Source organism: Pseudomonas abieticivorans (assembly GCF_023509015.1).
In the GTDB taxonomy this organism is placed as follows: domain Bacteria; phylum Pseudomonadota; class Gammaproteobacteria; order Pseudomonadales; family Pseudomonadaceae; genus Aquipseudomonas; species Aquipseudomonas abieticivorans.
Genome location: NZ_CP094975.1, coordinates 2,603,036 through 2,616,389 on the forward strand (window position 1 = coordinate 2,603,036; position 13,354 = coordinate 2,616,389).

A 13,354-nucleotide genomic window follows, 5' to 3' on the forward strand; every position below is an offset into this window, starting at 1 on the left:
TATCTGTCGTTTCCATCGAGGGGCCGTACCATGAACACTTCCAAAGAAACCATCGCAGCGATTGCCACGGCCCAAGGCCGCGGTGGCGTGGGTATCGTGCGGATCTCCGGCCCCTTGGCGGAACAGGCGGCACTGGCCATCACCGGCAAAACCCTGAAGCCTCGCTATGCCCATTACGGCCCGATGCTTAGCGATGCCGACGAAGTGATCGACGAGGGCCTGGCGTTGTATTTCCCCGGCCCAAATTCGTTTACCGGGGAAGATGTCTTGGAACTGCAGGGTCACGGCGGCCCCGTGGTATTGGATATGCTGCTGCGCCGCTGCCTGGAACTGGGCTGCCGTTTGGCCCGGCCGGGCGAGTTCAGCGAGCGGGCGTTCCTCAATGACAAACTCGACTTGGCCCAGGCCGAGGCAATCGCCGACCTGATCGAAGCCAGTTCCGCACAGGCGGCACGCAACGCCGTGCGTTCCTTGCAGGGTGCTTTTTCCCGGCGTGTGGATAACTTGACCGAGAAATTGATCAACCTGCGTATCTACGTAGAGGCCGCGATCGACTTCCCCGAAGAGGAAATCGACTTTCTTGCCGATGGCCACGTACTGGGCATGCTCGATAAGGTACGCGAAGACTTATCCACAGTGCTGCGCGAAGCTGGGCAAGGTGCCCTGTTGCGCGATGGCATGACCGTAGTGATTGCCGGTCGGCCCAATGCCGGTAAATCCAGCTTGCTGAATTTGCTGGCGGGCCGTGAGGCGGCGATCGTGACGGATATCGCCGGTACCACCCGGGACATTTTGCGTGAACATATCCACATCGACGGCATGCCATTGCACGTCGTGGATACCGCAGGGTTGCGCGATACCGATGACCAGGTGGAAAAGATCGGTGTAGAGCGTGCGCTCAAGGCCATTGGCGAGGCCGATCGAGTGCTGCTGGTGGTAGACGCCACGGCCCCGGAAGCCAGCGACCCCTTTGCCCTGTGGCCGGAATTCCTCGAGCAACGCCCGGACCCGGCAAAAGTCACCCTGATCCGTAACAAGGCAGACCTGAGCGGCGAAACCATAGCCATGGAGCAAAGTGCCGATGGCCATGTGACCATCAGCTTAAGCGCAACAGCCGAAGGGCAGGGCCTGGAATTGCTGCGTGAGCACCTGAAAGCATGCATGGGCTATGAGCAGACTGCCGAAAGCAGCTTCAGCGCTCGCCGGCGGCACCTGGAAGCGCTGCGCCATGCCAGCCAGTCCCTGGAGCATGGCAGGGCGCAGTTGACCCTGGCAGGGGCCGGTGAGCTGCTGGCAGAAGATTTGCGTCAGGCGCAGCAGTCATTGGGGGAGATCACCGGTGCGTTCAGCTCCGATGACCTGTTGGGGCGGATTTTTTCCAGCTTCTGCATCGGCAAATAGTCAGGCAACCGCCAGATCAAAGCGCAATACGGTCCCTGAAGGTTGCCCAGGGACCATCTGAATGTCGCTGCCATTGAGCTGCAGCATCCGTTTGACGATGATCAATCCCAATCCGCCGCTTTCCGAGGACGTGCGCCGCAACGCCGAGGCCCTGGAAAACAGCCCATCGCGCAGGCTTGGGTCGATACCGCCGCCGGTGTCACTGACCTCCACTTGGACTTTTGCCGATTGCCCCTGCATGCGCACCACGATTTGGGTGCCCGGCGGGTTATGGCGAATGGCGTTGTCCAGCAGGTTGGTCAGTACCCGCTCGATCATTGCCAGGTCGGCGCTGACGATAGGCACGGCGTGAGGCATGTCGACCTGCAGCAACTGATGCCGCGCCTCGGCCGCCAATTCAAATTTTTGCAGTACGTCTTGCACAAGGTCTGGCAAGGCGAATGCCTCGGTATCCGGCTGTACCAGCCCCGATTCCAGGCGTGCCAACTCGAACAGTTCCTGGGCCAGGCGCCCTACCTTGCGGCTTTGCCCCAGCGCCACGTCCAGATAATGCCGGCGTTCTGCCTGGCTGAGGGTTTCGTCCTTCAGGCGCAGGGTTTCCAGGTAGCCGTGCAGGGAGGTCATCGGGGTGCGCAGGTCGTGGGAAATGTTCGCCACCATGTCGCGACGCTGTTGGTCCTGGCGGGTCAGTTCACGCCATTGCTCGGAAATGCGTTGGCCCATCTGTGCGAAAGCACCGCGCAGCACGGCGATTTCGTCACCTTTACCATCGGCAGGCAGGTCGGTGGCCAACGAAGCCGCCAGCTCGCCATTGCCATCAAAACTGCGGACTGTTTGGGTCAGCGCCCGCAATGGACGGGTGATCAGGCGAAAGGCAACCAGGCCCATGATCAAACTGAGCAGCGCCATCAGGAACATTGTCCACAGGGTGACCCGCAGTACCGAATCTCCCGAGAGGGCGGCAACCAGCGCATCGTGAGCTTCGCCCTGTAGTACCACGTAAATATACCCGGCGTTGCGCCCACCAACTTGCACGGGAGCTGCGCTGAACACCTTCAGCGAATCACTGCGCGGATCTTCGCCCAGCACCGGCAGGCGTGCACCGGACAATAACTTATGCACAGGCTCGAGATCGACCTTGTCCAGCTTCAAATGGCCGTCTGGCGCGGCGTTGCCGACGATCTTGCCGTCGTTGGACAGCAGGTACAGCTCTACCGAAGGGTTGACCGCCATCAGCTTGTCGAACAGATCGCGTATTGCGTCCGGGCGCCAGCCGCTGGTGTCCATCAGTTGCGCGGTGCCGGCGATGTGCCCAGCCAGGCCGATGGACAAGCGTTGCACCACCTCCTGTTCATGGCGGGTGCTGGCGTTGATCTGCAACCAGATGGAAACCCCGCTACAGGCCAGTAACAACGCGGCGAACACCAGCGACAGGCGCTGGGTAAGGCTCAAGGATCTCATGCTGAACTCTCTGCCGAGTTTGGCTCGGCGGCAAATTTGTAACCGCGGCCCCATACGGTGAGGATCCTGCGAGGCTCGGTCGGGTCTTGTTCTATCTTGGTGCGCAGGCGGTTGATGTGGGTATTTACCGTGTGTTCGTAGCCATCGTGCTGGTAACCCCACACCTCGTTGAGCAGGTCCATCCGCGAAAACACCTTGTCGGGGTGCCGGGCAAAGAAAAACAACAGGTCGAATTCACGCGGGGTCAGCGAAAGAATCTTGCCGTCCAGGCTGATTTCCCGCGCCAGCGGGTCGATCGACAAGCCATGGCGTACCAACAGCCCTGAATCCATTCTGGCGTTTTGCGCCAATGCATCGCTGCGGCGCATGAGTGCGCGCACCCGTGCCACCAGTTCAAGCATCGAGAACGGCTTGGCCAAGTAGTCATCCGCCCCCAGTTCCAGCCCCAGGATGCGGTGCACTTCACTGGAGCGAGCGCTGGTAATGATGATCGGTGTATAGCGGGCCATGGCCCGGGCGCGTTTGCAGATTTCCAGGCCGTCCACTCCAGGCAGCATCAGGTCCAGCACCAGAGCGTCCCAATTACCCTCCTCGAGCATGCGCACGCCGACATTGCCGTCCGCCGCGTGCTCTACCACATAGCCTTCGTCACGCAGATGCAGGCGCAGGAGGTCAGCGATGTGGGCGTCATCTTCGACGATCAGGACGTGTTTGAGCCTTTCCATGCGGTGTATTCCCCTTGTGCCATTAGGCCCATTGTTACCAATAAAAGGCCTGGGAGTTATCACATTTAATTTAACTCTGCGTGAGGACTTCGCGATGTGCCAGGGCCAAGACTAGGCTCCAGCAAAACAATAATTCCGGGAGCCGGACATGACCCCACTATCCAGCCACGCCGTTCAACCCGCACCTAGTGCCACCCATCCGCGTTGGTTGCGGTTGACTCATTGGTTGAACGCCCTGGCGGTATTGATCATGGCCACCAGTGGATGGCGCATCTATAACGCTTCGCCGTTTTTTGATTTCACCTTCCCCGCCGGTATCACTCTAGGCGGTTGGCTGGGCGGTGCGCTGCAATGGCACTTCGCAGGCATGTGGCTGCTGTTTTTCAATGGTGTGCTGTACGTACTGCTGAACATCGCCGGCGGCCGGCTGTTCCAGCGCTTTTTCCCGGTGTCACCCAAAGGCGTGCTGCGCGATGCCTTCGCTGCACTGCGCGGCAAACTGGCCCATGACAACCTGCGCGATTACAACCAGGTGCAGCGCTTCGCTTACCTGTTCGCCATGTTGGATATCACCGTGCTGGTCCTGTCAGGCCTGGTGCTGTGGAAATCGGTGCAGTTTCACCACTTGCGCGACTTGCTCGGCGGTTACGAAGCCGCACGCCGGGTGCACTTCATTGCCATGGCCTTGCTGATGGCGTTCGTGGGGGTACACCTGATCATGGTGGCCCTGGTACCGCGCACTTTGCGCGCCATGATTACTGGCCGCTAGGCAGAGGGAACTGACATGAATTTTGGCAAACGTCCTTCTGATCTGGATGGCCCCGAGGTCCTGCGTGAAGCTCGCAAAGTCTTGGCCCCACGGATCGAATCAAGCTCGCGACGCAGTTTTTTGATGCGCTCGTTGACCCTGGGCGGCGTGGCGATGCTGTCGGGTTGCAGCCTGAGCGACAACGACAGCGTGGAAACCGCGCTGTCGGCCATCTCGCGGTTCAACGACCGGGTACAAGGCTGGATATTCGATCCCACTGCGCTGGCGCCCACCTATGACGCGTCGATGATCACCAAGCCGTTTCCTTTCAATGCGTTCTATGGGGTGGACGAGGCGCCGACGGTTGAAGAGCAGAACTACCGCCTAGAAGTGACAGGCATGGTGGCCGACAAACGCAGCTGGCGCCTGGAAGAACTGCGCGCCATGGCCCAGGTGGACCAAATCACTCGGCATATCTGCGTGGAAGGCTGGAGTGCGATCGGGCGCTGGGGCGGGGTGAAGTTCTCCGATTTTCTGGCGCGGGTGGGCGCTGACACCAGTGCCAAATACATCGGCTTCAAATGCGCAGATGACTATTACACCAGCATCGACATGGCCACCGCACTGCATCCACAAACGCTGCTGGCGTTGACTTACGACGGGCAAACGCTGCCAAGGGAATACGGTTTCCCGATGAAACTGCGCATGCCGACAAAACTTGGTTACAAAAATCCCAAGCATATCCAGGCGATTTTTGTCACCAACACCTACCCGGGCGGCTACTGGGAAGACCAAGGCTACAACTGGTTTGGCGGTAGCTGAACAAAATTTCACCTGCGCAGCGTCCTTGCTGCGCCTTATAACCCTGACGTTCCACGGAGTTCACATGAAAAAGTTATCCACAGTTGTGCTTTCCCTGTGCCTGGCCCTGGGCACCGCTAGCGTGTTTGCTGCTGACACGATGAGCAACGACAGCATGAGTAAGGACAGTATGTCCAAAGACTCCATGTCCAAGGATGCGATGAAAAAGGACTCGATGAAGAAAGACGCCATGACCAAGAAAGATGCGATGAAAAAAGACAGCATGAGCAAGGATTCGATGTCCAAAGACACCATGAAAAAAGATTCTGATGACGGCATGACCAAGTAAACGGGGCAATGACGGGCGACAGAAGTTATCCACATGTCGCCCGAGTACCCTTAACCCGGAGGAAGCACCATGGTTATTTTCATGCGCAGCCTGGCTGCCATCGGCATTACGGCGGCTGCCTTGCTGTCCGGGTCGGCAATGGCGGGGGATCAGGCGTTTATCATCGCCCCGCCAAAGCTGGATGAACCCGCTGGCACGTCCCACAGCGAGACTGCGGTGTTCGCCGGTGGTTGCTTTTGGGGTGTGCAAGGTGTGTTCGAGCACGTCAAAGGCGTGAGCAAAGCCCTATCGGGGTACGCCGGTGGCGTTGCCCAGACGGCCCATTACGATGACGTGAGCGGTGGCGACACCGGCCATGCCGAATCAGTACAGGTCACCTTCGACCCTGCGCAGATCAGCTATGGCCATCTGCTGCAAATCTACTTCTCGGTCGCCCATGACCCCACCCAGCTCAACCGGCAGGGGCCAGACTCGGGTACCCAGTATCGCTCGACGGTGTTTGCGGCAACCCCGGAACAACACAAGGTTGCCCAAGCCTATATCGCCCAGCTCAATGGCTCCGGCGTTTATTCACAACCCTTGGCCACGACAGTGGAGGACTTGAAAGGGTTCTATGCTGCCGAGGATTACCACCAGGACTACCTTGTGCATAACCCCAGCAGCCTCTACATCGTAATCAACGACCAACCCAAGATTGCCAACCTGGCCAAGGTGTTTGCCGACCGCTATCGGTCCGATCCCGTCCTGGTTCAGCCCTGACTGTAGGCCCCTTCAAGGTTTATCCACAGTTCATCGACGCCCTCGCGCTCTGTTCACACACAGACCGAGGGCTTTTTTATGCCTGTCATTCAGGCTTTTTTGTACACAGGGCGAAAATAAGCCCTGTGGGTAACCGCCCTTCAGCCCAGTTGATAAGACGCCCTCAAAGCAGGGGATAAATCCGCCTGTGGGTAAGTAGCACTTTCATCCACAGGCTTAGGCCGCTTATCCATAGGGCTCTTGGGCACATGACCACAACCTTTAATTTCTCTGTACAGTACGTAATATAAGGCCTGTAGCGTTCTATCCACAGAAAAGGTGCTGTATAGAAATAAACATAAAAACAAAGCTTTAATAAATTCTTCTCTCTTTATTTCTATTGCATGCCATTCATCCACAGCTGTTTAAATTTTGTGCAAAAGGTTTCTTTGGAGGGGGGTAAGTCCCTATACTGGTCAGCTATCCCAATTACCCAACACAGAACAGGCACGAGGTGCGTGGTGGATTTCCCTTCCCGTTTTGAAGTGATCGTCATCGGCGGCGGCCATGCCGGTACCGAGGCTGCGCTTGCGTCAGCACGCATGGGCGCAAAAACCCTGCTGCTTACACATAACGTGGAAACCCTCGGGCAGATGAGCTGCAACCCAGCCATCGGTGGCATCGGCAAGAGCCATTTGGTCAAGGAAATCGATGCCCTGGGCGGCGCGATGGCTTTGGCTACCGATAAGGGCGGCATCCAGTTCCGTGTATTGAACAACCGCAAGGGCCCGGCTGTACGTGCCACGCGCGCCCAAGCCGACCGCATCCTGTACAAGGCCGCGGTACGCGAGATTCTTGAAAACCAGCCCAACCTGTGGATATTCCAGCAGTCCTGCGACGACCTGATCGTCGAGCAGGACCAGGTACGCGGTGTGGTCACGCAAATGGGCCTGAAGTTTTTCGCCGACTCCGTGGTATTGACCGCAGGTACCTTCCTGGCCGGACTTATCCACATCGGCATGCAGAACTATTCGGGTGGCCGCGCCGGTGATCCACCGTCCACGGCCCTGGCCAAACGCCTGCGTGAATTCGATCTGCGCGTCGGTCGCCTGAAAACCGGAACGCCCCCGCGCATCGACGGGCGCTCCGTGGATTTCTCGGTGATGAGCGAGCAACCAGGCGACACTCCGATCCCGGTCATGTCGTTCATGGGCTCCAAGGAACTGCACCCCAAACAGGTCAGTTGCTGGATTACCCACACCAATGCCCGTACCCACGAGATCATTGCCGCGAACCTAGATCGTTCGCCCATGTACTCCGGGGTGATCGAAGGCATTGGCCCGCGCTACTGCCCATCGATCGAAGACAAGATCCATCGCTTTGCCGACAAGGAAAGCCATCAGGTCTTCATCGAGCCGGAAGGGCTGACCACTCATGAGCTATACCCCAACGGTATTTCCACGTCGCTGCCATTTGACGTGCAGTTGCAGATCGTCCAGTCGATCCGCGGCCTGGAAAACGCCCACATCGTGCGGCCAGGCTATGCGATCGAATACGACTATTTCGACCCTCGCGACCTGAAGTACAGCCTGGAAACGAAAGTCATCGACGGCCTGTTCTTTGCTGGCCAAATCAACGGCACCACCGGCTACGAAGAAGCCGGCGCCCAAGGTTTGCTGGCCGGGACCAACGCCGCACTGCGTGCGCAGGGCCGCGACAGCTGGTGCCCGCGCCGAGATGAGGCGTACATCGGCGTGCTGGTCGACGACCTGATCACCCTGGGTACCCAAGAGCCTTACCGCATGTTCACTTCGCGGGCCGAGTACCGCTTGATCCTGCGCGAAGACAACGCCGACCTGCGCTTGACCGAAAAAGGCCGCGAACTGGGCCTGGTCGATGACGCGCGTTGGGCCGCGTTCTGCACCAAGCGCGAAGCCATCGAGCGTGAAGAACAGCGCCTGAAAAGCACCTGGATCCGCCCTAACACCGCGGTCGGCGATGCCGTGGCCGAGAAGTTCGGCACGCCACTGGCCCATGAATACAACCTGTTGAACCTGCTGACCCGTCCGGAAATCGACTATGTCGGCCTGATCGAAGTGACAGGCGAAGGCGCCAGCGACCCACAGGTGGCCGAACAAGTCGAGATCAAGACCAAGTACGCCGGTTACATCGACCGCCAGCAGGACGAAATCGCCCGCCTGCGCGCCAGCGAAAACACTCGCCTGCCGGCAGACATCGACTACGTTGGCATTTCCGGCCTGTCCAAGGAAATCCAGGGCAAACTCGGCGCCACCCGCCCGGAAACCCTCGGCCAGGCATCGCGTATCCCCGGCGTTACCCCGGCAGCGATTTCGCTGTTGATGATCCATTTGAAAAAACGCGGCGCAGGCCGTGAGTTGGAGCAAAGCGCTTGAGTTCCATGGTTACCTCGCAGCACGCCCAGGAGTTATCCCAAGGCGCAGAACAACTGGGCGTGGCCCTGAGCGAAACCCAGCACAGCCAGTTGCTGGCGTACCTGGCCCTGCTGATCAAGTGGAACAAGGCCTACAACCTGACTGCTGTGCGCGACCCCGACGAAATGGTCTCGCGGCACCTGCTCGACAGCCTGAGCGTGATCCCGCACATCGGTGATTCGCCGCGCTGGCTCGACGTCGGCAGTGGTGGCGGCATGCCAGGTATACCGCTGGCCATCCTGTTTCCCGAGAAGCAAGTGACCGTGCTGGACAGCAACGGCAAGAAAACGCGCTTTCTCACCCAAGTGAAACTGGAGCTGAAACTCGACAACCTGCAAGTTATCCACAGCCGCGTCGAAGCCTTCCAGCCCGCGCAGCCATTCACCGGGATCGTTTCCCGGGCGTTCAGCAGCCTGGAGGATTTCAGTAACTGGACGCGCCACCTCGGTGACCTGAATACACGATGGTTGGCAATGAAGGGTCTGCATCCTTCCGATGAACTGGTAGCATTGCCGCAAGATTTTCACCTCGACAGCGCACAAGCCTTGACGGTGCCCGGTTGCCAAGGCCAACGTCATCTGCTGATACTGCGCCGCACGGCATGATTGGGAACACAAGCAAGAATGGCTAAGGTATTCGCGATAGCGAACCAAAAGGGTGGTGTGGGCAAGACCACCACCTGTATCAACCTCGCAGCATCGCTGGTTGCTACCAAGCGCCGGGTGCTGTTGATCGATCTCGATCCACAGGGCAACGCCACCATGGGTAGCGGTGTGGATAAACACGCCCTGGAAAACTCGGTATACGATCTGTTGATCGGCGAGTGCGACCTGTCCCAGGCCATGCACTATTCCGAGCATGGCGGCTACCAACTGCTGCCGGCCAACCGTGACCTGACTGCCGCCGAGGTGGTCCTGCTGGAAATGCAGATGAAGGAAAGCCGCTTGCGCACTGCGCTGGCGCCGGTTCGCGAAAGCTACGACTACATTTTGATCGACTGCCCCCCGTCGCTGTCGATGCTGACCCTCAACGCCCTGGTGGCGTCCGATGGCGTGATCATCCCGATGCAGTGCGAGTACTTCGCCCTGGAAGGCTTGAGCGACCTTGTGGATAACATCAAGCGCATCGCCGAGCTGCTGAACCCGGAACTGAAGATCGAAGGCCTGCTGCGGACCATGTACGACCCGCGCCTGAGCCTGATCAACGATGTGTCCGCGCAGCTCAAGGAGCACTTCGGCGATCAGTTGTACGATACCGTGATCCCGCGCAACATCCGCCTGGCCGAAGCCCCAAGCTTCGGTATGCCGGCCCTGGCATACGACAAATCCTCCCGTGGCGCGCTGGCCTATCTGGCCTTGGCGGGCGAGATGGTTCGTCGGCAGCGTCGTCAACCACGCACTGCAAAGGCTTAAGGAATCCGCATGGCCGTCAAGAAACGAGGTCTCGGACGTGGACTGGATGCACTGCTCAGTGGTCCGACCGTCAGTGCGCTGGAAGAACAAGCCGTACACATCGATCAAAAAGAACTGCAGCACCTGCCCCTGGACGTGATGCAGCGTGGCAAGTACCAGCCGCGCCGGGACATGGACCCGCAGGCACTGGAAGAACTGGCCAGCTCGATCAAGAGCCAGGGCGTGATGCAACCGATAGTGGTCCGCCCGATCGGCAACAACCGCTACGAGATCATCGCCGGTGAACGCCGTTGGCGTGCCAGCCAGCAGGCCGGCATGGAAACCATCCCGGCCATGGTTCGCGATGTGTCCGATGAAACCGCCATCGCCATGGCGTTGATCGAGAACATCCAGCGCGAAGACCTCAACCCGATCGAGGAAGCCGTAGCCCTGCAGCGCTTGCAGCAGGAGTTTCAGCTGACCCAGCAACAGGTCGCCGATGCCGTGGGCAAGTCCCGCGTGACCGTGGCCAACCTGCTGCGCCTGATCGCGTTGCCAGAAGTCATCAAGACGATGCTGTCGCACGGCGATCTGGAAATGGGCCATGCGCGTGCATTGCTCGGTTTGCCGGACGAACAGCAGGTGGAAGGGGCGCGACATGTTGTCGCACGCGGCCTGACCGTGCGCCAGACTGAAGCGCTGGTTCGCCAGTGGCTCAGTGGCAAACCTGATCCGGTCGAACCGAGCAAACCTGATCCGGACATCACCCGCCTTGAGCAGCGCCTCGCAGAGCGGCTGGGCTCTGACGTGCAAATCCGTCATGGGCACAAGGGCAAGGGGCAACTGGTGATCCGTTACAACTCCCTCGACGAGTTGCAAGGTGTGCTCGCGCACATTCGTTGAAACAATCCTTTTGTAGCGTGCAGTCGGAAATCACTACCCGGCAGTTGAATAGGGGCTGAACCGCCCCTATACTCTGCGCGCATTTTGTCGGCACAAATTATGCCAAGTCACTGACGTTGGCATGCCGAGTATTGAGGAGCAGTTTTGATGGAAACCCGCACGCCAAACCGCTTGCCGTTCCATCGTCTGCCGGTTTTTCCGGTGCTGTTTGCTCAATGTGTCGTGTTTCTGTTGGCAGCCTTGGCGTTGTGGCAGTGGCGCGGGGCAGTCAGTGGATATTCAGGTCTCCTCGGGGGGCTGATTGCCTGGTTGCCGAATCTGTATTTTGCCCACAAGGCTTTCCGGTTTACCGGAGCGCGGGCAGCGCAAGCCATCGTGCGGTCGTTTTACGCCGGCGAGGCAGGCAAATTGATTTTGACGGCAGTGCTTTTCGCGCTGACGTTTGCAGGAGTGAAGCCATTGGCGCCGCTGGCAGTATTCGGCGTCTTCGTGCTGACCCAGTTGGTCAGCTGGTTTTCACCCCTGCTGATGAGAACAAGACATTCGAGACCTTAGGGCGTTTGAGGCAACCATGGCAGCAGAAACCGCTTCGGGCTATATCCAGCACCACTTGCAGAACTTGACCTTTGGTCAATTACCAGATGGCGGCTGGGGCTTTGCCCACACCGCAGCACAAGCCAAGGAAATGGGCTTTTGGGCTTTCCACGTCGATACCCTCGGCTGGTCGGTTGCCCTGGGCCTGATTTTCGTCCTGATTTTCCGCATGGCGGCAAAAAAGGCGACTTCCGGTCAACCTGGCGCTCTGCAGAACTTCGTTGAAGTGCTGGTCGAGTTCGTCGATGGCAGCGTGAAAGACAGCTTCCACGGCCGCAGCCCGGTGATTGCACCGCTGGCGCTGACCATTTTTGCCTGGGTGTTCCTGATGAACGCCGTCGACCTGGTACCGGTGGACTGGATTCCGCAAATCGCGGCCAAGATCACTGGCAACCACGAGATTCCGTTCCGTGCAGTGTCCACCACTGACCCGAACGCAACCTTGGGCATGGCGTTGTCGGTCTTCGCACTGATCATTTTCTACAGCATCAAGATCAAGGGCATTGGCGGTTTCATCGGCGAGCTGACCTTGCACCCGTTCGGTAGCAAGAACATTTTCGCCAAGATCCTGCTGATCCCAGTGAACTTCCTGCTGGAATTCGTGACCTTGATCGCCAAGCCGATCTCGTTGGCACTGCGTCTGTTCGGCAACATGTATGCCGGCGAACTGGTGTTCATCCTGATCGCTGTGATGTTCGGCAGCGGCCTGTTGTGGCTGAGCGGCCTGGGTATCGTGCTGCAATGGGCGTGGGCTGTATTCCACATCCTGATCATCACGCTGCAAGCGTTCATCTTCATGATGCTGACCATCGTTTACCTGTCGATGGCTCACGAAGATAACCATTAAGACCCGCCTGGCGTGTCTGATGCCCCTCACGCTTGCTGTGTGAGGGTGCCCCGGGGGGATTCATCCAGGGCTGCTGCAAAAACGATTTGTTTTACCGCTTTAATCTAAGAAAACCTAACCAATACGACGTAAAAGTCGGGAGGAAAGATGGAAACTGTAGTTGGTCTAACCGCTATCGCTGTTGCACTGCTGATTGGCCTGGGCGCACTGGGTACTGCAATCGGCTTCGGTCTGCTGGGCGGTAAGTTCCTGGAAGGCGCTGCTCGCCAACCAGAAATGGTTCCAATGCTGCAAGTTAAAATGTTCATCGTTGCCGGTCTGCTCGACGCCGTGACCATGATCGGTGTTGGTATCGCTCTGTTCTTCACCTTCGCGAACCCCTTCGTTGGTCAACTCGCTGGCTAATCTCTCGAATTCTCGAGGTGATTGGTGTGATGGACAAAGAACGAGCGAGGTGTTGGCGTGAACATTAATGCAACCCTGATTGGCCAGTCCGTTGCGTTCTTCATTTTTGTACTGTTTTGCATGAAGTTCGTGTGGCCTCCGGTCATCGCGGCTTTGCAAGAACGTCAGAAGAAGATCGCGGACGGATTGGACGCTGCTACACGAGCAGCTCGCGACCTGGAGCTGGCCCAAGATAAAGCGGGTCAGCAACTGCGCGATGCGAAGACTCAAGCAGCCGAAATCATTGAGCAAGCCAAGAAACGCGGTACTCAGATCGTCGACGAGGCCCGTGATCAGGCCCGTGTCGAAGCTGACCGTGTGAAGGCCCAGGCTCAAGCCGAGATCGAGCAGGAACTGAACGGTGTCAAAGACGCGCTGCGCGCCCAACTGGGTAGCCTGGCAGTCAACGGTGCCGAGAAGATCCTGGGCGCCACAATCGATCAAAACGCGCACGCGGAGCTGGTTAATAAACTGGCTGCTGAAATTTAAGCGAGGGCGA

15 protein-coding genes are annotated in these 13,354 nt (G+C 58.5%); 13 read left to right on the forward strand and 2 right to left on the reverse strand.

The annotated features are described in order from the left end of the window. The first annotated feature begins 30 nt into the window (after window positions 1–30). On the forward strand, window positions 31–1,401 hold the full coding sequence (gene mnmE, locus L9B60_RS11690) for a tRNA uridine-5-carboxymethylaminomethyl(34) synthesis GTPase MnmE (RefSeq protein WP_249678755.1): 1,371 nt from the start codon (window positions 31–33) through the stop codon (window positions 1,399–1,401). Here mnmE and L9B60_RS11695 read toward each other — a convergent pair whose 3' ends face one another. Continuing rightward, window positions 1,402–2,862 (reverse strand): sensor histidine kinase, encoded by a 1,461-nt coding sequence (locus tag L9B60_RS11695; RefSeq protein WP_249678756.1) that lies wholly within the window; start codon window positions 2,860–2,862, stop codon window positions 1,402–1,404. It lies immediately after the preceding gene. Next, on the reverse strand, window positions 2,859–3,587 hold the full coding sequence (locus L9B60_RS11700) for a response regulator transcription factor (protein WP_249678761.1): 729 nt from the start codon (window positions 3,585–3,587) through the stop codon (window positions 2,859–2,861). Before L9B60_RS11700 ends, L9B60_RS11695 begins: the two co-directional genes overlap by 4 nt. Window positions 3,588–3,735: 148 nt before the next feature. On the opposite strand from L9B60_RS11700, the gene L9B60_RS11705 reads away from it, so the two are divergent. The 12 genes from L9B60_RS11705 (at window position 3,736) to L9B60_RS11760 (ending at window position 13,344) form a co-directional block, all read left to right on the forward strand. Then, complete coding sequence (locus L9B60_RS11705; RefSeq protein ID WP_249678762.1) at window positions 3,736–4,356, forward strand: cytochrome b/b6 domain-containing protein; 621 nt, start codon at window positions 3,736–3,738, stop codon at window positions 4,354–4,356. Window positions 4,357–4,371: 15 nt separating this feature from the next. Beyond that, window positions 4,372–5,157 carry a molybdopterin-dependent oxidoreductase gene (locus L9B60_RS11710; protein WP_249678773.1) on the forward strand — a complete coding sequence of 262 codons (786 nt, stop codon included), beginning with the start codon at window positions 4,372–4,374 and terminating at the stop codon, window positions 5,155–5,157. Between the two features lie 64 nt (window positions 5,158–5,221). After that, the gene (locus tag L9B60_RS11715) at window positions 5,222–5,485 is read left to right on the forward strand and encodes a pentapeptide MXKDX repeat protein (protein WP_249678775.1); all 264 of its coding nucleotides are present in this window, start codon (window positions 5,222–5,224) and stop codon (window positions 5,483–5,485) included. A 138-nt stretch (window positions 5,486–5,623) separates the two neighbouring features. After that, on the forward strand, window positions 5,624–6,244 hold the full coding sequence (msrA, locus tag L9B60_RS11720; protein ID WP_249679717.1) for a peptide-methionine (S)-S-oxide reductase MsrA: 621 nt from the start codon (window positions 5,624–5,626) through the stop codon (window positions 6,242–6,244). A gap of 500 nt (window positions 6,245–6,744) precedes the next feature. Continuing rightward, window positions 6,745–8,637, forward strand: coding sequence for a tRNA uridine-5-carboxymethylaminomethyl(34) synthesis enzyme MnmG (gene mnmG / locus L9B60_RS11725; protein WP_249678784.1), 1,893 nt, complete (start codon window positions 6,745–6,747; stop codon window positions 8,635–8,637). A 5-nt stretch (window positions 8,638–8,642) separates the two neighbouring features. Further along, window positions 8,643–9,281 carry a 16S rRNA (guanine(527)-N(7))-methyltransferase RsmG gene (rsmG, locus tag L9B60_RS11730; protein WP_249679718.1) on the forward strand — a complete coding sequence of 213 codons (639 nt, stop codon included), beginning with the start codon at window positions 8,643–8,645 and terminating at the stop codon, window positions 9,279–9,281. 18 nt (window positions 9,282–9,299) lie between these two features. Beyond that, complete coding sequence (locus L9B60_RS11735) at window positions 9,300–10,088, forward strand: ParA family protein (RefSeq protein ID WP_249678786.1); 789 nt, start codon at window positions 9,300–9,302, stop codon at window positions 10,086–10,088. Between the two features lie 9 nt (window positions 10,089–10,097). Then, window positions 10,098–10,970, forward strand: a complete 873-nt coding sequence (locus L9B60_RS11740) for a ParB/RepB/Spo0J family partition protein (RefSeq protein WP_249678788.1) — start codon at window positions 10,098–10,100, stop codon at window positions 10,968–10,970. 147 nt (window positions 10,971–11,117) lie between these two features. Beyond that, a complete protein-coding gene (locus tag L9B60_RS11745; protein WP_249678789.1) occupies window positions 11,118–11,525 on the forward strand; it encodes a F0F1 ATP synthase subunit I in 408 nt (135 codons plus the stop codon). A gap of 16 nt (window positions 11,526–11,541) precedes the next feature. Continuing rightward, window positions 11,542–12,411 (forward strand): F0F1 ATP synthase subunit A, encoded by an 870-nt coding sequence (atpB, locus tag L9B60_RS11750; protein WP_249678790.1) that lies wholly within the window; start codon window positions 11,542–11,544, stop codon window positions 12,409–12,411. A gap of 147 nt (window positions 12,412–12,558) precedes the next feature. Continuing rightward, window positions 12,559–12,816, forward strand: a complete 258-nt coding sequence (atpE, locus tag L9B60_RS11755; RefSeq protein WP_002555987.1) for a F0F1 ATP synthase subunit C — start codon at window positions 12,559–12,561, stop codon at window positions 12,814–12,816. Between the two features lie 57 nt (window positions 12,817–12,873). Next, window positions 12,874–13,344 (forward strand): F0F1 ATP synthase subunit B, encoded by a 471-nt coding sequence (locus L9B60_RS11760; RefSeq protein ID WP_249678792.1) that lies wholly within the window; start codon window positions 12,874–12,876, stop codon window positions 13,342–13,344. Window positions 13,345–13,354 lie beyond the last annotated feature (10 nt).

Excerpts from the sequence above, each read along its gene's own strand:
- L9B60_RS11695 (WP_249678756.1), bottom strand. The coding sequence starts at position 2,862 with ATGAGATCCTTGAGCCTTACCCAGCGCCTGTCGCTGGTGTTCGCCGCG.
- atpE (WP_002555987.1), top strand. The coding sequence starts at position 12,559 with ATGGAAACTGTAGTTGGTCTAACCGCTATCGCTGTTGCACTGCTGATT.
- mnmE (WP_249678755.1), top strand. The coding sequence starts at position 31 with ATGAACACTTCCAAAGAAACCATCGCAGCGATTGCCACGGCCCAAGGC.
- L9B60_RS11710 (WP_249678773.1), top strand. The coding sequence starts at position 4,372 with ATGAATTTTGGCAAACGTCCTTCTGATCTGGATGGCCCCGAGGTCCTG.
- L9B60_RS11735 (WP_249678786.1), top strand. The coding sequence starts at position 9,300 with ATGGCTAAGGTATTCGCGATAGCGAACCAAAAGGGTGGTGTGGGCAAG.
- atpB (WP_249678790.1), top strand. The coding sequence starts at position 11,542 with ATGGCAGCAGAAACCGCTTCGGGCTATATCCAGCACCACTTGCAGAAC.
- L9B60_RS11740 (WP_249678788.1), top strand. The coding sequence starts at position 10,098 with ATGGCCGTCAAGAAACGAGGTCTCGGACGTGGACTGGATGCACTGCTC.
- L9B60_RS11700 (WP_249678761.1), bottom strand. The coding sequence starts at position 3,587 with ATGGAAAGGCTCAAACACGTCCTGATCGTCGAAGATGACGCCCACATC.
- L9B60_RS11745 (WP_249678789.1), top strand. The coding sequence starts at position 11,118 with ATGGAAACCCGCACGCCAAACCGCTTGCCGTTCCATCGTCTGCCGGTT.
- msrA (WP_249679717.1), top strand. The coding sequence starts at position 5,624 with ATGGCGGGGGATCAGGCGTTTATCATCGCCCCGCCAAAGCTGGATGAA.
- L9B60_RS11705 (WP_249678762.1), top strand. The coding sequence starts at position 3,736 with ATGACCCCACTATCCAGCCACGCCGTTCAACCCGCACCTAGTGCCACC.
- rsmG (WP_249679718.1), top strand. The coding sequence starts at position 8,643 with ATGGTTACCTCGCAGCACGCCCAGGAGTTATCCCAAGGCGCAGAACAA.
- L9B60_RS11715 (WP_249678775.1), top strand. The coding sequence starts at position 5,222 with ATGAAAAAGTTATCCACAGTTGTGCTTTCCCTGTGCCTGGCCCTGGGC.